This is a genomic window from Trichococcus sp. K1Tr (assembly GCF_028309625.1).
In the GTDB taxonomy this organism is placed as follows: domain Bacteria; phylum Bacillota; class Bacilli; order Lactobacillales; family Aerococcaceae; genus Trichococcus.
The window spans coordinates 46,168-65,180 of the sequence record NZ_JAQMHR010000011.1; the positions used below are offsets into that span (position 1 = coordinate 46,168).

16 protein-coding genes are annotated in these 19,013 nt (G+C 49.6%); 14 read left to right on the top strand and 2 right to left on the bottom strand.

Annotation, left to right across the window (positions count from 1 at the left end; translation table 11 throughout):
- Positions 1-59: 59 nt before the first annotated feature.
- Entirely contained in the window at positions 60-962 is a 903-nt protein-coding gene (locus PH235_RS13450; RefSeq protein WP_106450341.1) for an ArsR/SmtB family transcription factor, read from the bottom strand.
- Between the two features lie 344 nt (positions 963-1,306).
- Here PH235_RS13450 and arfA point away from each other — a divergent pair, with 344 nt between their 5' ends.
- The 12 genes from arfA (at position 1,307) to aroD (ending at position 14,832) form a co-directional block, all read left to right on the top strand.
- Positions 1,307-2,806, top strand: a complete 1,500-nt coding sequence (gene arfA / locus PH235_RS13455; RefSeq protein ID WP_272162814.1) for an arabinosylfuranosidase ArfA — start codon at positions 1,307-1,309, stop codon at positions 2,804-2,806.
- Positions 2,807-2,822: 16 nt separating this feature from the next.
- Positions 2,823-4,052, top strand: a complete 1,230-nt coding sequence (locus PH235_RS13460) for an extracellular solute-binding protein (protein ID WP_272162815.1) — start codon at positions 2,823-2,825, stop codon at positions 4,050-4,052.
- A 98-nt stretch (positions 4,053-4,150) separates the two neighbouring features.
- A complete protein-coding gene (locus tag PH235_RS13465) occupies positions 4,151-5,074 on the top strand; it encodes a carbohydrate ABC transporter permease (RefSeq protein ID WP_272162816.1) in 924 nt (307 codons plus the stop codon).
- Positions 5,075-5,079: 5 nt separating this feature from the next.
- Positions 5,080-5,919 carry a carbohydrate ABC transporter permease gene (locus PH235_RS13470; protein ID WP_272162817.1) on the top strand — a complete coding sequence of 280 codons (840 nt, stop codon included), beginning with the start codon at positions 5,080-5,082 and terminating at the stop codon, positions 5,917-5,919.
- Positions 5,920-5,933: 14 nt separating this feature from the next.
- A complete protein-coding gene (locus PH235_RS13475) occupies positions 5,934-6,347 on the top strand; it encodes a hypothetical protein (RefSeq protein ID WP_272162818.1) in 414 nt (137 codons plus the stop codon).
- Between the two features lie 47 nt (positions 6,348-6,394).
- Positions 6,395-7,837 carry a glycoside hydrolase family 43 protein gene (locus tag PH235_RS13480; RefSeq protein WP_272162819.1) on the top strand — a complete coding sequence of 481 codons (1,443 nt, stop codon included), beginning with the start codon at positions 6,395-6,397 and terminating at the stop codon, positions 7,835-7,837.
- 37 nt (positions 7,838-7,874) lie between these two features.
- Entirely contained in the window at positions 7,875-8,828 is a 954-nt protein-coding gene (locus PH235_RS13485) for a glycoside hydrolase family 43 protein (protein WP_272162841.1), read from the top strand.
- Between the two features lie 17 nt (positions 8,829-8,845).
- Positions 8,846-10,297, top strand: coding sequence for an alpha-N-arabinofuranosidase (locus PH235_RS13490; protein ID WP_443080889.1), 1,452 nt, complete (start codon positions 8,846-8,848; stop codon positions 10,295-10,297).
- A gap of 79 nt (positions 10,298-10,376) precedes the next feature.
- Positions 10,377-10,535 carry a DUF6171 family protein gene (locus tag PH235_RS13495; RefSeq protein WP_272162843.1) on the top strand — a complete coding sequence of 53 codons (159 nt, stop codon included), beginning with the start codon at positions 10,377-10,379 and terminating at the stop codon, positions 10,533-10,535.
- 119 nt (positions 10,536-10,654) lie between these two features.
- Positions 10,655-12,643, top strand: coding sequence for a glycoside hydrolase family 127 protein (locus PH235_RS13500; protein ID WP_272162820.1), 1,989 nt, complete (start codon positions 10,655-10,657; stop codon positions 12,641-12,643).
- Positions 12,636-13,907: a glycoside hydrolase family 27 protein gene (locus PH235_RS13505; RefSeq protein WP_272162821.1), complete on the top strand. Its 1,272-nt coding sequence runs from the start codon at positions 12,636-12,638 to the stop codon at positions 13,905-13,907. Before PH235_RS13500 ends, PH235_RS13505 begins: the two co-directional genes overlap by 8 nt.
- A 145-nt stretch (positions 13,908-14,052) precedes the next feature.
- Entirely contained in the window at positions 14,053-14,832 is a 780-nt protein-coding gene (aroD, locus tag PH235_RS13510) for a type I 3-dehydroquinate dehydratase (RefSeq protein WP_272162822.1), read from the top strand.
- 295 nt (positions 14,833-15,127) lie between these two features.
- Here aroD and PH235_RS13515 read toward each other — a convergent pair whose 3' ends face one another.
- A complete protein-coding gene (locus tag PH235_RS13515) occupies positions 15,128-16,105 on the bottom strand; it encodes an aldo/keto reductase family protein (protein ID WP_272162823.1) in 978 nt (325 codons plus the stop codon).
- A gap of 213 nt (positions 16,106-16,318) precedes the next feature.
- On the opposite strand from PH235_RS13515, the gene PH235_RS13520 reads away from it, so the two are divergent.
- Positions 16,319-17,218 (top strand): aldo/keto reductase, encoded by a 900-nt coding sequence (locus PH235_RS13520; RefSeq protein ID WP_272162824.1) that lies wholly within the window; start codon positions 16,319-16,321, stop codon positions 17,216-17,218.
- Positions 17,219-17,491: 273 nt separating this feature from the next.
- Positions 17,492-18,889: a 6-phospho-beta-glucosidase gene (locus tag PH235_RS13525; protein ID WP_108033486.1), complete on the top strand. Its 1,398-nt coding sequence runs from the start codon at positions 17,492-17,494 to the stop codon at positions 18,887-18,889.
- Positions 18,890-19,013: the final 124 nt, after the last annotated feature.

A 19,013-nucleotide genomic window follows, 5' to 3' on the forward strand; every position in this document is an offset into this window, starting at 1 on the left:
AAGGAATCAAAAAGCTGCGATCCGCTCCGAGAGGAGTGGGTCGCAGCTTTTTTCATTTTTCAGGAGTAATAGGCTTTGAAGTTGATGTCCTGGTCATGATTCCCGAATTTTTTGCCGAATAGGGTTACGCCTCCGACATTTTCAGCATCCGGTTTCACTTCGATGCGGATTTCCCATGTTTCAGCTGTCTTATTCAGGTCAGAGATGCTGACTTGGGAAAGGGGGTCTCCGTCCATGTAAGTGCCGTGATGGGTTACCCTTAGTGTCTTCAACAAACCGTATTGATTCAAATTAGAAGGCCACCAAGATGGATTCAGCTTCCCGCGCGTGTCCGCGAAGTCGCCTGGACTCGTCCACGTGCCCAACTCTGTTCCGTTCAAGGTGAATGTGATGTCGGATGGCCAAACATCATTCGAAAAAGGGAATTCCGAACTGATTTCCATGCTGATGTCAATCTGCTCCAGCGTGTCATCAGGCGTCAGGAAGTTGGGGGTTTTGTATTCCACATAACCTGCAGTGAACCAAAGGATGCTGGCGTCCATTCGCCCAGAGTCCATGAAGTATTTCGGTTCATCGACATTTCCGATGAAATCTTTGGAATCGGCCAAGCCGCAAGTCGGAGTGACGTGATAATCCGTGTAGTGCCCGATCGGAATGGCGGTATCGAAGGTTTCGAAGGAGTGGTAGATTTTCTTCGGAAAATGGATATCGATATGATCGACTTTCAGGATGGATACTTTTTGGAGACCGGATATGCCGGGGATCCTTTCCGTTTTGATGATACCTACGGCTTCAAGTTTTTTGATGTGCTTTGAAATGATGGCGCTGCTTAGATTCAGTTCAAGCGCGAGATCTTTCACATTCATTTTTTGTTTGGATAATAATTGGATGATCTTTAAGCGTATATCGCTGGCCAATGCCTCATATACAGCCAAAGATGATTCGGATATGTCCAATTGCATAAGCTCACCTCATTTTTCATTTCTGTTAATGATATTGTTTATCACTGTATGTGATAAATATAAAAGTTTATCACTTGTCTGTCAATAGGTTAGGTTAGATTACTCTATTAGTTAACTAAAAAAGATATATTTCCCATAGGTTTATGAAAATGCTGATTGAAAAGAGCGTGACGGTAGCGATTATGAACATGGTTAACAAATGTGTTAATTAAATTTAAAATATATTTGCCAAAACAACGCAAATAGTGTTGACAACGTTTGCATAGTTCGATATTATTACCTCATAAGTTAATTTTATTAATCTTAGTAAACTAAAATGTTAACTAAGTTGGTAAGGAGGACAAATGGAAGCGAAATTATCGATCAACAGGCAGAATACCATCAGCAAGATAGATAAGCGTTTGTATGGTTCGTTCATAGAACACTTGGGAAGGGCTGTATATGACGGCATTTACGAACCGGAACACAAAAATGCCGATGCAGAGGGCTTTCGGACAGATGTAAAAGAGGTGGTGGCGGAACTGAATGTACCGCTTATCCGTTATCCTGGAGGGAATTTTGTATCAGGGTATAAGTGGGAGGATGGGATCGGGCCAAAAGAGACGCGTCCCAAAAAATTGGATTTGGCGTGGCGCTCGCTGGAGACGAACCAGGTAGGCATCCACGAATTCGCCAAATGGGCAAAAGAAGTCAATGCTGAAGTCAACATGGCAGTCAATTTAGGCACGCGCGGCATCCAGGAAGCTGTGGAATGCTTGGAATACTGCAACTTTGAAGGCGGAACCCATTGGAGCGACCTACGCAAGCAGAACGGATCGGCGGAACCTTTCGGAATCAAGACTTGGTCGCTCGGCAATGAAATGGATGGGCCGTGGCAGATCGGCCATAAGACCGCGGAAGAATACGGACGCTTGGCGGCAGAGACCGCTAAGGCGATGAAGTTGGTCGATGACAGCATCGAATTGGTCGTTTGTGGAAGTTCGACCAGCAAAATGCCGACTTTCGGTGACTGGGAACGGATCGTTTTGGAACATACCTATGATTATGTCGACTATCTTTCATTGCATTGCTATTATGGAAATAAGGAAAATGACATTGGCAATTATCTGGCACAATCTTTGGATATGGACCGCTTCATCAAGACTGTTGTTTCCATCTGCGATTTCGTGAAGGTCAAAAAAGGCAGCGACAAACAGATCAATCTGTCGTTTGACGAGTGGAACGTATGGTATCACTCCAATGATCAGGATAAGGAATTGGAACCATGGCAAGTCGCGCCGCCTTTATTGGAGGACATCTATAATTTCGAAGATGCCTTGATGGTTGGGTGCTTGCTGATCACGCTGTTGAAAAATGCTGACCGCGTCAAGATTGCTTGCCTAGCCCAATTGGTTAATGTCATCGCACCGATCATGACGGAAAAGAATGGAGATACATGGAAACAAACCATTTTCTATCCTTTTATGCAAGTTTCCAATTATGGGAGAGGCGTGGTGCTGACTCCGCATGTCGAGTCGGAAACATACGCTTCGAAGGATTTTGCCGAAGTGCCGTATATCGAAACGATTGCAGTCCACAACGATGAAACGGATGAACTGGTGATTTTTGCGGTGAACCGATCAGAAGATACGGACATCGCCTTTACCTTCGAAGAAGAAGGGTTCGGGTTGGAAAGCATCGCCGACGCGACGGAGCTAGCTGGATATGATAAAAACGATACAAATGCAACGAATCATGATTTGGTCAAACTGAAAGAAAAGTCGGATGTGGAACTGAAGGAGGGTAGATTGTCCACTGTTTTGAAACCGTTATCTTGGAATGTCATCAGAATAAAAACAAAATAAAATGGAGGCATAAAAAATGAAAAATGCACACAGAAAGTTTTTATCAGCAGCGACTTTGGCAGGCATCACCTTATTGGCAGGTTGCGGGAACGCAAACACGATCACCTTCTGGAACCCGTTGACCGGGGACGATGGTGCCTATATGGATGCGTTGGTTGCCGAGTACAATGAGACAGACCCTGAATTTCCCGTCGAGAGCGTCATCACAGCGGATATGTACACCAAAATCTACACAGTCATGAACTCCGGCAAAGACATTCCGGATTTGGCCTTGATTCACGCAGACCGCGTACCCCAATTCGCTGATTTGGATATGTTGGAGCCTGTCGAAGGTCTGATGGCGACGAATACCGATCTGACAGCGGACAACTACCTTGAAGTAGCCTGGAATGCAGGCAATTATGAGGGAACGCAATACACGGTTCCGTTGGATATCCACGGGAATGCGATGTATTACAATACAGATCTGCTGGATAAATATGACGCAAACACTTTCCTGGATGATGATGTGGTGACGATCGAAGAAATCCTATCATTGGATGGGAAACTGGATGAAGGACAGTATGCCATCAATAACGCCTTGATCGAATGGGTGGCATTAGCGAACGTCGTCAATATAGGTGGGGATATTTCCGACGAAGCCGGCAATCCTACCATCAATACGGATGCAATGAAAACGGTAGTCGAACAGTTGAAATCGGTAGCGGATGCAGGCTTGATGTCACCTTACGGAGAAGATGGCTATGCGATGTTCCAATCGGGAGATGTGTTATTCTCCACTGACGGAACTTGGACATCCACAGCTCACGGCTCTGTTGAAGGATTGAACTTCGGAGTGACCAACGTTTATTCCGTGACGCCTGACAAATTCACAAACAGATCGTCTGCCCACTTGTTCTCATTGCTAAGCAATGAAGACAGAACCGATGAAAAAGAACAAGGGGTTGCAGATTTCTTGAGCTGGATGCGTGAAAATTCGATCGACTGGGCAGGTGCCGGCCAAATCGTTGCAAGTAAAGAAGTATTCGAGAGCGAAGAATATCAAAAATATCCACAATCCTTCTTCACAAGTTCAGATGCTGAAAAAGAAGCTTCCTATATCTTTGATTACAAATATTACAGCTATGTCGAATCGGCTTTGGGTACCGTTTTATCTGACATGATCTATGGCAACATCACAATCGACGAAGGTCTGGATCAAGCGCAAAAAACAGTCGAAGATTTGATTGCCGAAAATGCAAGCTGATCATCCAAACGCAATGGAGTGACAAGGAAGTAATTCAAAAATTCATACGGCATTCTTAACCGGAATTGCTGTATGGATTTTTTTGAAAGGAAGATAATATGCAAACATCTGAAGCTGTATCCACCAAAGTCAACGCTAAAGACAACAAGAAAAAAAACTTTAAATTTCTGTACTTCATAGGTCCCCACTTGATTCTGTTCTTTGTATTCGTGCTGTTGCCGATCATATACGGTATTTATTCTTCATTCACACAGTGGAACCTTATTTCCGACCAGACTTGGGTAGGCTTGAACAACTACAAAACGATTTTGTTGGACCAGGAGTCGACGTTCTATTTTCAATTCCGGAATGGTCTGAAAAACACTTTGCTCTTTGTGCTCTACACGATCCCTTTCCAAATTTTGTTCCCGCTGATCATCGCAACCGTCATGCAGCATAAAGGACTGAAATTCAAAGGCTTGTTCCAAGCCATCTTTTATGTTCCAGGACTCGTTTCCGCCTCGGCAGGTGCCTTGATTTGGCTATTGATCTTTAATCCGAGATTGGGGCCCATGAACAACTTGGTCAATTCGGATGTCGTTTGGACAGCCCAGCAACCGTATGCCTGGATCGTCATCTTCGTGATGTCGATGTGGGGTGCGATCGGCGGCAACCTGATCATTTATCGTTCCGCTATGGCGGGCGTATCGGAGGACCTTTACGAAGCCGCGGAAATTGACGGTGCGGGCTCGTTCCGGAAATTCATCAGCATCACGTTGCCTTCCATCCGGTTCCCGCTGTTCTATACATTCGTCATGTCCACTGCAGGTGCCTTCAATGTGTACGTTCAACCGCTGATGGCAACCAACGGGGGACCTAATCAGTCCACCACCGTCCTGATGATGTACATCCGCAACCTGGCATTCGGCTCGGGCGAGTCGGTTGCGGGTATGGCTTCCGCAATGGCAGTCCTGTTGGGTCTGGTCATTCTGGCAGTCTCAGCCTTGCAATTCTATGTCATGACGAAAAGATCGAAGGGGTGAAAAAGATGAGAAAAAACAATGTTTCAAAATATTTGGCTTATGCCTTCCTGATTCTGTTGGCGCTTGTCTGGTTGTTCCCGGCTCTTTTCGGGCTGTTCACATCCTTCAAATCCCAAGGCGACATCATGGAAGTGGGCTTCCGGATGTTCCCGGCCAACTGGATCGTCACCAATTACCTGAAATTGCTGCAGAACACATCGAGCGCACCAATCATCACGTGGTTCTTCAATTCACTGTTCGTTTCGACCACGCATGCCTTGTTGGTTGTGGTAGTCGTCTCCTTGGCTGCATTCGGCTACACAAGGGTCAATTTCAAAGGCCGCGATGCTTTGTTCTATGGCGTGCTTGCCATCTCGATGTTCCCATCAGCCGTGAACATCATCCCTTCCTATAAGATAGTGGATTCCCTTGGTTGGGTGAACACGTACTTGGCGGTCATCATCCCAGGGTTGGGCGGCGTCGGAAATGTGTTTCTGGTCCGCCAATTCATGCAGAACATTCCGAAAGAATACGACGAGTCCGCAAGAATGGATGGTGCATCGGATTTCGTGATCTACAAAAACATCATCCTTCCTTTAGTGAAGCCTGTCCTGATTGTTGCGGGTATGTTCTCGTTCGTCGGCTCATGGAATGACTTCCTGTGGCCAACAATCGTTTTGAGCGACGTCAAAAAAATGACGATTACAGCCGGTCTGCAATTGCTGCAGGACTTGTACGGCAACTATGTGATGATCGGGCAACTGATGTCGGCTGCAGTCATCGCCATGATCCCGACAGTGCTGCTGTTCGTATTTGCACAGAAGTATTTCATTGATTCATTGAACCTAAATGTAGGCATTAAGTAACGGGGTGTTAAAAGATGAAAAGAACTTTGGAAAGAAACCTATTAAGAGGCGGTGCCATCTGGAATCTCATCAATGGGGTGGTCACGATACTGGGATATGCAACCTGGATCAAAACATCCGGAATCGGTGCGCTGTCCTCCGGGATGTCATCCGATATCAATTTCGACGGTTCTTTGATCGACTCCGTCTACACCATTGCAGTCGGATACGGCATTCTGCAATTGATCATCGGTGTGTTCAACATCATTATTGTGCGCCGTCTCCGGAATAATCAAATACAGAAAAGGGTAGTTGTTTGGCTGGGGGGATTGCTCCTCTTCTCCATCAGCACCATGGATATCATCGGCATCATCATCTACTCGGTGCTGTTCGTCATCTATCAATCGCGCAATAAAGCGATCCGATTGGCAAACCAAATGTCCCTTTGATTTTAAAAAAAAAAAGAGAAATGAAGAGAAAAGTCGAGGTTGTGATTGTGCGGAAAAAAATACTGTTTAGTCTGTCGGCTGTAGCATTATTGGCCAGCTGCGGGGAAGAAGCAAAAAATGCGACAGCGGTACCGAACCAGGAGGTCAGCCTGAATCAAAATTTCAAGGAAGCCTCCGTCCATGACCCGTCGATCATTTTTGCGGAGGAGCAATACTATGTAATCGGGTCCCATCTGGCATTTGCGAAGAGTCCGGACTTGATGAATTGGGATCAATTGGCGACGAGTGTTTCGACAAGCGAGTTGTTCGAGGACGTCACCGTTTCGTTGGCGGAAAGTTTCGATTATGCCAGAACGGATACGCTCTGGGCAAGCGACATAACCCAACTGAAGGACGGAAAATACTATCTTTACTATTGTTTCTGTGAAGGCAGCAGCCCGCAGTCGACGCTTGGAGTGGCAGTGGCGGATTCGATCGAAGGACCCTACGAGGACAAAGGCATCTTTTTGACTTCCGGCACCGAGAGTGTGACCGGTGCGGCGTTCGATGCGACGGAAGAGCCGAATGTCATTGATCCCCACGTTTTTTACGATGAGGAGGAAAGGCTGTGGATGGTTTATGGATCCTACTCGGGAGGCATTTTTATACTTGAGATGGACTCCGCAACCGGTTTTCCGAAAGAAGAACAAGGCTATGGCAAAAAGTTGTTGGGCGGCAACCACAGCAGGATTGAAGCCCCCTATATTTTATACAACAAAGACACAGCGTATTATTACCTGTTCCTGTCCTTTGGCGGCTTGGACGCAAGCGGCGGCTACAACATAAGGGTCGCGCGATCGAAGAATCCCGATGGGCCGTATGAGGACGCAAGCGGCAATGCGATGATGGAAGCCAAAGGTGAAGAAGGCAGCTTCTTCGATGATAAGGCGATAGAAGACTACGGAACCAAACTTATCGGTAATTTTGAGATCACGAATGAACAGGATATCCCGGTCGGCGGCTATGTGTCGCCTGGGCATAATTCAGCCTATTACGATGAAGTTGAGGACAAGTACTACATCATTTTCCACGCACGCTTTCCGAACAAGGGCGAGCATAATGAAGTGCGGGTCCATCAATTGTTCTTTAATTCGGATGGCTGGCCGGTGATTGCGCCGATGAGATATGCCGGGGAGTCAATCGCCGCTTTGGAAACAGCGGATATAGCAGGGGATTACCGCATCTACAAAATGGACAATGCGATCGATGCCGACTATGAAGAGGAACTCGCGCTGACGTTGACGGCTACGCATCTTGTCTACGGTCAAGGCGGAGGCTACTGGAAAGGGTCGGAATTGCCGAACGAATCCAGCTTGGTCGTGAATTTCACCGAATACAAAGGCTACTTCATCAGACAATGGGATGAAGTGAACGGCGTCGAAACGACGACTTTTTCAGGCATGTCCGCTGAAGGGGAAGCCCTGTTCGGCATCAAAAAAACAGAAGATTAGAGTAAAGAATAAAGAGGTGGATGCTTTGGTTAAGGCTATGACAACTTACAAAAACCCGATTGTGATCGAAAGAGCGGATCCATGGGTCTACAAACATACGGACGGCTATTATTATTTCACTGGCTCGGTTCCGGGCTATCAGGAGATCGAAGTGCGCCGCGCGAAAAGCCTCAACGAGCTTGAAGACGGCGAACGCGCCAGCGTTTGGCAGGCGCATGCAACAGGTCCTCTGAGCAGCCTGATCTGGGCGCCGGAAATCCATCTGATCCAAGGCCGTTGGTACATCTATTTCGCCGCGGCCGGAACGGATCAAGTCGCCAAAGGCACGTTCCAGCACCGTATGTATGTGCTGGAATGCGACGGCGAAAACCCGTTGACCGGCAATTGGATCGAAAAAGGCCAGGTCAAAACGGCATTCGAAAGCTTCAGCCTGGATGCGACTGTGTTCGAATTGGGCAACAAGCTCTATTATGTCTGGGCCCAGAAAGATCCGGCCATCCCGGGCAATTCCAATCTCTATATTTCCGAAATGCAGAACCCTTGGACGCTGTGCGGCAAGCAGACGCTCCTGAGCATTCCGGAATACGCTTGGGAAAAAACGGGCTTCCTGGTGAACGAAGGGCCGGCGGTCATCATCCGCAACGGCAAAGTCTTCATCACCTATTCCGGCAGCGCGACCGATGAAAATTATTGCATGGGTCTGTTGTGGGCGGACACGGAAACCAATCTGTTGGACGGCTACAACTGGCACAAACTGGCGGAACCGGTCTTCCAGAGTTCTTCAAAAAACCAACTGTTCGGGCCGGGGCACAACAGCTTCACCCGCAGCGAAGACGGGGAGAACGACGTGTTGATCTACCACGCGCGGCCGAAAATCGTGACGGAAGGCGATCCACTGGATGTGCCGGACCGCCATGCGCATGCGCAAGTGTTTTCTTGGAGCGATAACGGGTTTCCGATTTTCGGAGAACCCGGGACAGACAATGACTAGAAGGGATGGATATCGATTTGAATAAGATACAAGTAACCTTGAACAGAGAAACAGGGACGATCAGTCGCTATATATATGGTCAATTTGCGGAGCATCTGGGCAGATGCATTTATGAAGGTGTCTGGGTGGGAACCGATTCGGAAATCCCGAATGTCAATGGCATCAGACAAGATGTTGTGGAGGCTTTGAAAGCCATCCAGGTTCCGGTCATCAGATGGCCGGGCGGCTGCTTTGCGGACGAGTACCACTGGAAAGACGGCATCGGTCCTACCGAAGAGCGCGCCACAATTGTGAATACGCACTGGGGCGGCGTGACGGAGAACAATCATTTCGGTACGCATGAGTTCTTTGAATTATGCAGACAGGTCGGGGCTGAAGCCTACATCAACGGCAACGTCGGCAGCGGCACGGTCCAGGAGATGCAGGAATGGGTCGAATACATGACGATGGACGGCATTTCGCCGATGTCGAAGTTGCGGCGCGAAAACGGCCAGGACGAGCCTTGGAAAGTCAAATTCTTTGGCGTCGGCAATGAGAGCTGGGGCTGCGGAGGCAACATGCGTCCGGAATACTACGCTGATCTGTACCGCCGTTACCAAACCTACGTCAGACAGTACACAAAAGAACCGCTTTACAAAATCGCCTGCGGTCCGAACATCGACGATTACAATTGGATGGATGTGCTGATGAAGCATGCGGCACCGTTCATGGACGGCATCAGCCTGCACCATTATGCGCTGGCTTCTGTATGGGAAGACAAGCGCCCGGCATTGGGATTCCCTGAAAAAGAATGGTTTTCGCTGATCGACAGCGCTTTGAAGATGGATGAATTGATCACGCGGCACAGCACGATCATGGACAAATACGACCCTGACAAACGCGTCGGTCTGATCGTGGATGAATGGGGTTCTTGGCTGGCTGTGGAGCCGGGCACAAACCCGGGTTTCCTTTACCAACAGAACACGATCAGGGATGCGATGATCGCAAGTCTGACTCTGAACATTTTCCATAAACATGCAGAGCGCGTTCAGATGGCGAACATTGCCCAAATGGTCAATGTGCTGCAGGCCATGATCCTGACCGAAGGCGCAGAGATGATCAAGACCCCAACCTACCATGTGTTCGATCTCTACAAAAATCACCAAGACGCCACCCTCGTAGATGCGGATGGCGCTGTTTCCGGCACGACCAGCTACACGGTATCCAAAAAAGACGGCGTCATGACGGCATCCTTCTGCAACTACAGTCTGACTGACGCAGAAACCATCACGTTGAGCCGTGTCGATGGCGCATTCGGCGAAGTGACAGCAGAGGGCATCTTCGGAAACAAGACGGATGCCCACAATTCGTTCGAAAATCCTGAAGCCGTTGCGAAACAAGCATTCACCGATTTCAGCGTGGAAGGCAACGAGTTGACGATCACTTTGCCTCCGATGAGTGTCATTTCTTTATACGCAAAGGAAAACTGACATGGCCTGCAAAGGCTGCGAACGCCACAACCAGATGATGGAGATGGATATCGAAAGCGCCATTGATGAGCAACTGTCGATGGAGCTGAACCACGCTTCCGAAGAGCTGCGGGATCAACGGCTGGCTGCCTGCAGTGTGTGTCCGGCGCTTTCGGAACATACGTGCCGGCATTGCGGCTGCTTCGTGCGCTTCCGTGCCAGTCTGCAGGACAAACGCTGCCCTTTGGGTAAGTGGTGAATCCATCCGTCTCAGGCACCGCGTTTGCATTAACGCGCATATCAACAGGAATAGCTGCCGGCTTGCTGGTGGCTTTTCTTGTATCTTGGCATAAAAATTGGATGAAATGAGGACAAAAAATGAACAAACCATCGCTGCAGCAACACCCGAAAGTGACAGTGGCAGATAGTTTTTGGCTGAAGTATATGCAACTGGTGAAGGAGAAAATGATCCCATTCCAATGGGATGTCCTCAACGACAGAGGGAACATCATCATTGAAAGCGAAAGGGACGATGCGACCATCCCGACGGAAAAAAGCCATGTGATCGAAAATTTCAAGATAGCGGCTGGGCTGAAGGCAGGCCACCATTACGGCTGGCTGTTCCAGGACAGCGATCTGTACAAATGGATCGAAGCGGCAGCCAACACGCTCGCGTTGGAAAAGGATGAAGCTTTGGTCGCCCAAGTGGAGGAAGCGATAGACCTCTTGGAAGCGGCGCAAGCTGATGACGGGTATTTGAGCACCTATTATCAGATCGATGCCCCGCAACTGAAGTTCAGAAGGTTGTTCGAAAGCCATGAGCTGTACTGCATCGGTCATCTGATCGAAGCTGCCATCGCCTATCATGAAGCGACTGGTTCCGATCGGCTGCTTCATATTTCCGACAAAGCGATCGCCTGCATCGAAACGCACTTCGGCAAAGAGGAAGGTAAAATCGACGGTAGCGATGGCCACCAGGAAATCGAACTCGCGCTTGTGCGCCTCTACGAGTTGACGGGCAACCGGAAATACTTGGATTTGAGTGCCTACTTCCTGGAGGTTCGCGGCCAGAATCCGCATTTCTTTGCGGAGCAACTGGAAGAAAATGACCGCTTGGGATTGCAGCAAGGGCCCAAGCCCATCATCAATGCCGTCTATCATCAAGCGGATATACCGGTAATCGAACAGGATACGGCCAGAGGGCACGCTGTCCGGCTGGTCTATATGGCGCAGGCGATGGCGGGTGCCGGACATTACCAAGAAAATGGGAAATTGGTTGCTGCGGCGAAAAAAATTTGGGATAACATCGTCCAAAAACGCATGTACGTCACAGGCGGCATCGGCTCGACCGTCCGCGGGGAAGCCTTCACCTATGATTATGACCTGCCGAACGATCTGATGTACTGCGAAACATGCGCGGCGATCGGGCTGTTGAATTTTTCGCATGAATTGCTGAAGACCGAAACCGACAGCCGGTATGTGGACATCATGGAAAGAGTGCTCTATAACGGCATCATCAGCGGCATGGCCTTGGACGGCAAGCACTTCTTTTACGTCAATCCGTTGGAGGTGGATCCCCAAGCGAGCGCCCTGAATCCGGACAAGAGCCACGTGAAAGCGAAGCGGCCTTCCTGGTTCGGTTGTGCCTGCTGCCCGCCAAACTTGGCGCGCACGCTGCCCGCTGTCGGGAGATACGCCTTCACGCAAAAGGCAGATGAAGTGCTGCTGAATCTGTTCATCGACAGCGAGTTGACCGGGGAGCAAGCCGGCAAACCATACACGATTCGACAAAGCCATACGTTTTCCGAGCAGGGGCGGTCCGTCATCACGGTTGAAAAAGCATTTTCCGAAATGCTGCGTTTGGGCATCCGCATCCCTTATTGGGCGGAGCATCCCGTGCTGATTGTGGACGGCGAAGAAGCGATTGCTGACATACGCAATGGCTACACCTATGTGACCGCAAGGGCCGAGTCGACGGCTATCGAATTGACCTACACGATCGCAATCAATGAACTCGAGGCGCACCCGCTCGTCAAAGCGGATAAGGGCAAAGTCGCCCTGCAACGGGGGCCGTTCATTTATTGCCTGGAAGAACAGGACAACGGGAAACAGCTGCATCTGATGGCATTGACCGGAGCGATCCGACCGCGTTTCCGATCGAATATGATTCTCGGCGATATCGTCTGCCTGGAAGCCGAAGGGAAGATGCACGTGATGGAGGATGGTTGGCAGGACACGTTATACCGCGTCCATCAGAAACCGCAAACCACTCCCAAAAAGCTGACGTTTATCCCGTACTACAGCTGGGGCAATCGCTCTTTGGGAGAAATGCAGGTATGGGTCGACAAGGAGGACGCATATGTTTAGGATTTACGCGCAGACACCACCAAAAGGTTGGAACAGTTGGGATTCTTTCGGAGCAAGCGTCACGGAAGCGGAAGTGTTGGGCAACGCCGAAGTGATGGCGAAAAATTTGAAAGATTATGGTTGGGAATACGTTGTCGTTGATATCCAGTGGTACGAACCACGCGCGGACTCCTGCGCCTATCATCCGTTCACTGAACTTCATCAGGATGAATACAGCCGACTGATCCCTGCCGAAAACCGGTTTCCTTCGAGTGCCGGGGGACAAGGGTTCAAACCACTGGCGGATGCGGTGCACGCAATGGGGCTGAAATTCGGCATCCATATCATGCGCGGCATCCCGAGGCAGGCGGTGCACGACAATACAAAAATTTTGGGTGCGCAAAAAACGGCCCGAGATATTGCGGATGCGAATTCCATTTGCCCGTGGAACACGGATATGTACGGCGTGGATGCATCGAAGGAAGGCGCACAAGCGTACTATGATTCACTGCTGGCTTTATACGCTTCCTGGGGAGTCGACTTCCTGAAGGTGGATGACATCGCCGATTCGAAATTATACGGAACGCACACAGGTGAAATCGAGCTGATCCGGAAAGCCATCGACGGCTGCGGCAGGCCAATGGTGTTGAGCCTCTCGCCGGGACCCGCCCCGATCGAGTCTGGCACATTTTTCCAGCGGCATGCCAACATGTGGCGGCTGACGGATGACCTGTGGGACAACTGGAATCAGCTTTATGACATGTTCGGACGCTGCGGAAAGTGGTCGACTTTTGTAGGCTCCGGCACTTGGCCGGATTGCGACATGCTGCCGCTGGGCCATATCGGCACCCGGACCGCTGCTGACGGATCGGAAGCGCGCATGACGCGGTTCACGAAGGATGAACAGCGCTCCCTGATGACACTGTGGTCGATTTTCCGTTCGCCGCTGCTGTTCGGCGGCGATCTGCGGAAGTTGGATGATTGGACGCGGTCGCTGCTGACCGATCCTTATCTGATCGATGCACATCAGAACGGGCGCGATGCAAGGGAAGTGTACCGGAAGGATGATTTGGTGATCTGGGTTTCGGCAAGCGATGCCAGGAAATATGTCGCGTGCTTCAATCTTGCGGATCGTCCGGCAGGTTTGCCTGCTGCAGCCGGGGAATGGCTGCAGTCCCTCGGTGGGGAACTGCATGAGGTTTGGGCAAACAGGGCAGTATCGGTGGCGGATGCGGAAACGGCTTTTATCGCTCCGCACGGCGTCGTTCTGTATGTTTCCAAGTAGAGACAGGACGGAAATGTTAGCTTATGGAAAAACTTCCGCAAAGTGCTCCTATGCTTTTGGCGCAATAAACGATAAAATGGGAAGTAACATATACTCGTAAGTTCAGCTTCCTTTGACCGGAAATATTCAAGGGAGAGGGACAGGAATGCGCCATGGAGGGGATACACCAGTGAAAACCGTTCAAGTGAAAGATGTCGTCTTCAACGAAGGCAGGCCGAAAATCTGCGTGCCGTTGGTAGGGAAAACAAAACAGGAAATCATTGCCGAGGTAAAAATGCTGGAGAACGTCGCTTTCGATCTGGCGGAGTTGCGCATCGATTTTTTCGAAGGGGTAGAGCACCCGGAGCAGGTCGAAGCATTATTGACCGAAATCAACAGCCTTTACAAAAAGCCGTTGCTGTTCACCTTCCGCACCAAAAAAGAGGGCGGAGAGCGCGAACTGAATTTGGATAATTATTTCGAACTGAACCGTTTCGCAATCCGGAGCGGATTGGTGGACATGATCGATCTCGAGCTATTCAGTTCAGAAGAAGACGTGATCAAGTTGATTGCCGAAGCGAACGAAAAAAACGTGAAAGTCGTTCTGTCGAGCCACGATTTTTTCCGTACGCCGCCTAAAGAGGAAATCGTCGCAAGATTGGTGAAGATGCAGGAACTCGGGGCGGATATCACGAAGATTGCGGTCATGCCGCAGAGCGAGGAGGATGTCCTGACGCTGCTGGCGGCGACGTTGGAAATGAAAAAAGCGAAAGCTGACCGCCCGTGCATCACGATGTCGATGGGCAAATACGGCGTCATTTCGCGGTTGGCAGGAGAACTGTTCGGTTCGTGCCTGACTTTTGCGGCGGCCAAAGAGGTTTCCGCGCCCGGTCAGGTGTCGGTCCGCGATGTCCGTTCCATCCTGGAAATTTTAGCGTTGGATTAAGAGCCGACGGGCTGAGCAGAGCGGTTCGGAACTTTCGGATTTCCGCTCAGCTCCGGTGAAGCTTCGCTTGCCGGAGCACGCCGGCCGTCTTCAACCGCAACTCCGGCGAGAGCTTCCTCATCGGAGAACGCAAGCAGAAATGTTGGGCGAACTCCTGCGAAGCCTCCGTTCACCGGAGGTCCCATATTTTTATTGGATCAGGAGAACAAATGAATGGAGAACACCAAAAAGGCCACCCTTATCGATCAAGGTGGCCTTTTCGGCGTCCGGTTTCCCGGATTGATTCATCCCACAATCAGCTTCGCGGTTTGAAGCTGCTCACTTTCAATAAAATTTGGTTGATGCCAAGCAACAGTTCATCCGTCAATTCGATATCCACCGACTTGATGTTATCCTCAATCTGCTCCGGACGGCTGGCGCCGATGATGGCCGAGCTGACGCCGGGTTGGCGCAGAATCCAGGCCAAAGCCATTTGCGGCATGGTTATTTCCAATTCATGCGCGATGGCTTCGATTTCTCCGACGGCTTCCAACAGGGACTCGTTTTCCAGATACTTTTGCATCGTGCTGTTCAGCTTGCTGTTGGCGGCACGGCTGCCTTCCGGAACTTGTTGTCCGGATTTGTACTTGCCGGTCAGGATGCCTTGTCCCAATGGGGAAAAGACGACTTGGCCCATTCCGTTGGCGACGGAGACGGGCAGCACATCGACCTCGATGTAGCGCTCGATCATATTGTAGATCGGTTGGTTGGAAATGAGCGGCCGGAAATTATGCTGTTTTGCGATCTGGTGGGCTTCCTGGATTTTGTCGGCTGGCCATTCGCTGACGCCGGCATAAAGGATCTTGCCCTGACGCTGCAGATCATCGAGCGCCCAGAGCGTTTCCTCCATCGGTACGCTCGGATCGTAACGGTGGCATTGGTAAAGGTCCATATAATCCATATCCAGGCGTTTCAGGCTGGCGTCGCAGGATTCGATGATGTGTTTGCGCGACAAGCCCCTGTCGTTCGGCCCATCGCCCATCGGGAAATAGACTTTGCTGGCGACGACCAAACTGGAGCGCCGATAGTCCTTCAACACTTTTCCGAGCACGGTCTCAGCAGCACCCTTTTCATAAACGTTGGCTGTGTCGAAAAAGTTGATGCCTGCATCATACGCGGTCCGGATGCATTCCTCCGCTGTCTGATCCGCTACTGATTTTCCATAGGTCAACCAACTGCCCAGTGCGATTTCGCTGACGCGCAAACCACTTTTCCCTAGATTCCTGTATTTCATCCACTCGTCCTCCTTGATTCACTTAATCAGACTTTGATGATAGCCAAAATAGTTTTATATCCTTATCATAAGCCACAAAATCGAAATCGCCAAAGGAAAAGGCCACCGAATCGAAAAATATGGAAGCGCTATGATTATTTTTGTATTAACGACAAAAAAAGGTATACTTGATGTAAGGAATATTGTCGAAAACAGAAAGGATGGTGTCTGTAAATGACGAACATAGACGAACATACAATGGCGTCTCTGCAGAGGGAAAATGCCAATCGGATGGTGGCGTTGCCGGATGGCAGCATGATGCCGCAAGTGGGGCAAGGAACATGGTACTTGGGGGAAGATCCTGAAAAAAGGCAAGAGGAAATCGAGGCTTTGCGTTTAGGCGTGCAACTGGGCATGACCCTTATCGATACAGCTGAAATGTATGGGGACGGGAAGTCGGAGCACTTGGTGGGTGAAGCGATCAAAGGCATCCGCGACCAGGTTTACCTTGTTTCCAAAGTGTATCCCCATCGGGCGAGCCGGAATGAAATTTTGGCAGCCTGTGCCGAAAGTTTGCGCAGATTGGATACGGACCACTTGGATCTTTATTTGCTGCATTGGCGCGGAAGTGTACCTTTGTCGCAAACGATAGCCGGAATGGAACAGCTGAAGGCGGAAGGGAAAATCGGCAGATGGGGCGTTTCCAATTTCGATATCCATGATATGCAGAACCTCTTGTCGATGGAGCACGGGAACCAATGCCAAGTCAATCAGGTTTTGTATCATTTGGGCTCCCGCGGAATAGAGTACGATTTGCTGAAATGGCAACGGGAGCACAACATTCCGATCATGGCCTACTCGCCATTAGCCCAGGGAGGCAGGTTGCGCGAGCAACTGCTGGAGAGCGAGGAAGTGCAGAGCATCGCCAAAAAACACGGTGTCGAAGCGATCCAAATCATTCTGGCGTGGTGCATCATCCATCCGGACATTGCAGCGATACCGCGCTCATCAAATCCCGACCACACGTATCTCAATGCCCAGGCTTCCAAAATCCGTCTGGATGATGAAGATCTGAAACTGCTGGACAAAAGGTTCCCGGCACCCGCCCGCAAAACGGCGCTGGATATCCTTTGAGGATGAAACAAACTGTTTCATTTCTGAAACGAAAATCATTAGGGGGAACCTGCAATCAAAATGTAAGGGGATTCTCCGGATGCACCGGGGTTGTGCTAAAATGAAATCATGAAAGCGAAAAGCCCTTTCACGGACGGCTGGAATGAAAGCCTTTCCTGACCGGGTGTTGGGGGACATTAGCCGTTTTTGCTAGGGAATGCATTGTCACGACAGAATTTTTGAGCCGGCCGAGCCGGAAAGCAAAAAAGTAACCAAAAATAGGAGGAAGCATGCATGTCGAAAGAAGCTTTGAAGATTGTAACGATTGGTGGAGGTTCCAGTTATACACCGGAATTGATTGAAGGATACATCTTAAGAAAAGATGAATTGCCTATCAAAGAAATTTGGTTGGTGGATATCGAAGCAGGTAAAGAAAAACTGGAAATCGTCGGCGCAATGGCGAAACGCCAAGTCGAGGCGGCTGGATTGGACTGGGAAGTCCACTTAACATTGGATCGTTTCAATGCTTTGAAAGATGCGGATTTCGTAACGACGCAATTCCGTGTAGGTTTACTGAATGCTCGTATCAAAGATGAGCGCATTCCATTGTCCCATGGTGTTTTGGGTCAAGAAACCAATGGTGCAGGCGGAATGTTCAAAGCTTTCCGTACGATTCCGATCATCGGTCAAATCATTGCGGATATGAGAGTGCAATGTCCGGATGCATGGTTGATCAACTTTACGAACCCTGCAGGTATGGTGACTGAAGCAGCCATCAAACATTTCGGTTGGAAGAAAACAATCGGCCTATGCAATGTTCCGATCGGACACCGCAAAGTCGCAGCAGAAAAATTAGCGATTCCTGAAGAGGAATTATTATTCAAATTTGCTGGAATCAACCATTTCCACTGGCACCGTGTCTGGGATGACAAGGGCGCTGAACGCACAGATGAAGTGATCGATATGGTTTACGGACCACAAAAAACAGAAGATGAAAACCATCTGAAAAATATCCACAGTGCGCAATTCCACTACGAGCAATTGAAGGACTTAGGATTGCTTCCATGCGGATACCACCGTTATTACTATATCGAAGATGAAATGTTGAAGCATTCCATCGAAGAGTTCGAAAAAGGCGAAACGCGTGCACAAGTCGTCAAGGCAACAGAAACGCGCTTGTTCGAACTTTACAAAGATCCTGCTTTGAACTACAAACCGGAAGAATTATCGCAACGCGGCGGTACGCACTACAGCGATGCAGCCTGCGAAGTGATCGCGTCGATCCAAAACGACAAACGCACGGACATGGTCGTATCAACAGCGAACAACGGTACGATCCAAGATATGCCTTATGATTGCGTCGTAGAAGTTTCCGCTTTGATCACAGCTCATGGCGCAGAACCATACAACTGGGGTGAAATGCCTTCCGCGGCCCGTGGCTTATTGCAAGGCATGAAAGCGATGGAAGAAACGGTCATCCGCGCAGCCATCACAGGCAGCTACGGCGCGGCATTGCAAGCATTCACAATCAACCCGCTAGTACCAGGCGGTACAACGGCTAAGACTTTGTTGGATGAATTATTGTATGCACACAAAGAGCACTTGCCACAATTCGCAGAGAAAATCGCTGAAATCGAAGCAAACCAACCGGAAACAGTTGCTTACGTCGATGAATTGATGAAATCAAACTAAGAACAGATAGCACAAAAAGAGTGGCTGCCCTTTCGGGCAATGTCATTAACTTAAGGGTATTGACAAAAAAAGACAGTGGAAATGGGAGAGAAATTCTCACGTTTCCACTGTCTCTTTTTTTTCT

Bases quoted from the DNA above. Each gene is read 5' to 3' on its own strand.
- PH235_RS13450 (WP_106450341.1), bottom strand. From the start codon at position 962: ATGCAATTGGACATATCCGAATCATCTTTGGCTGTATATGAGGCATTG.
- arfA (WP_272162814.1), top strand. From the start codon at position 1,307: ATGGAAGCGAAATTATCGATCAACAGGCAGAATACCATCAGCAAGATA.
- PH235_RS13460 (WP_272162815.1), top strand. From the start codon at position 2,823: ATGAAAAATGCACACAGAAAGTTTTTATCAGCAGCGACTTTGGCAGGC.
- PH235_RS13465 (WP_272162816.1), top strand. From the start codon at position 4,151: ATGCAAACATCTGAAGCTGTATCCACCAAAGTCAACGCTAAAGACAAC.
- PH235_RS13470 (WP_272162817.1), top strand. From the start codon at position 5,080: ATGAGAAAAAACAATGTTTCAAAATATTTGGCTTATGCCTTCCTGATT.
- PH235_RS13475 (WP_272162818.1), top strand. From the start codon at position 5,934: ATGAAAAGAACTTTGGAAAGAAACCTATTAAGAGGCGGTGCCATCTGG.
- PH235_RS13485 (WP_272162841.1), top strand. From the start codon at position 7,875: ATGACAACTTACAAAAACCCGATTGTGATCGAAAGAGCGGATCCATGG.
- PH235_RS13495 (WP_272162843.1), top strand. From the start codon at position 10,377: ATGGAGCTGAACCACGCTTCCGAAGAGCTGCGGGATCAACGGCTGGCT.
- PH235_RS13500 (WP_272162820.1), top strand. From the start codon at position 10,655: ATGAACAAACCATCGCTGCAGCAACACCCGAAAGTGACAGTGGCAGAT.
- PH235_RS13505 (WP_272162821.1), top strand. From the start codon at position 12,636: ATGTTTAGGATTTACGCGCAGACACCACCAAAAGGTTGGAACAGTTGG.
- aroD (WP_272162822.1), top strand. From the start codon at position 14,053: ATGCGCCATGGAGGGGATACACCAGTGAAAACCGTTCAAGTGAAAGAT.
- PH235_RS13515 (WP_272162823.1), bottom strand. From the start codon at position 16,105: ATGAAATACAGGAATCTAGGGAAAAGTGGTTTGCGCGTCAGCGAAATC.
- PH235_RS13520 (WP_272162824.1), top strand. From the start codon at position 16,319: ATGACGAACATAGACGAACATACAATGGCGTCTCTGCAGAGGGAAAAT.
- PH235_RS13525 (WP_108033486.1), top strand. From the start codon at position 17,492: ATGTCGAAAGAAGCTTTGAAGATTGTAACGATTGGTGGAGGTTCCAGT.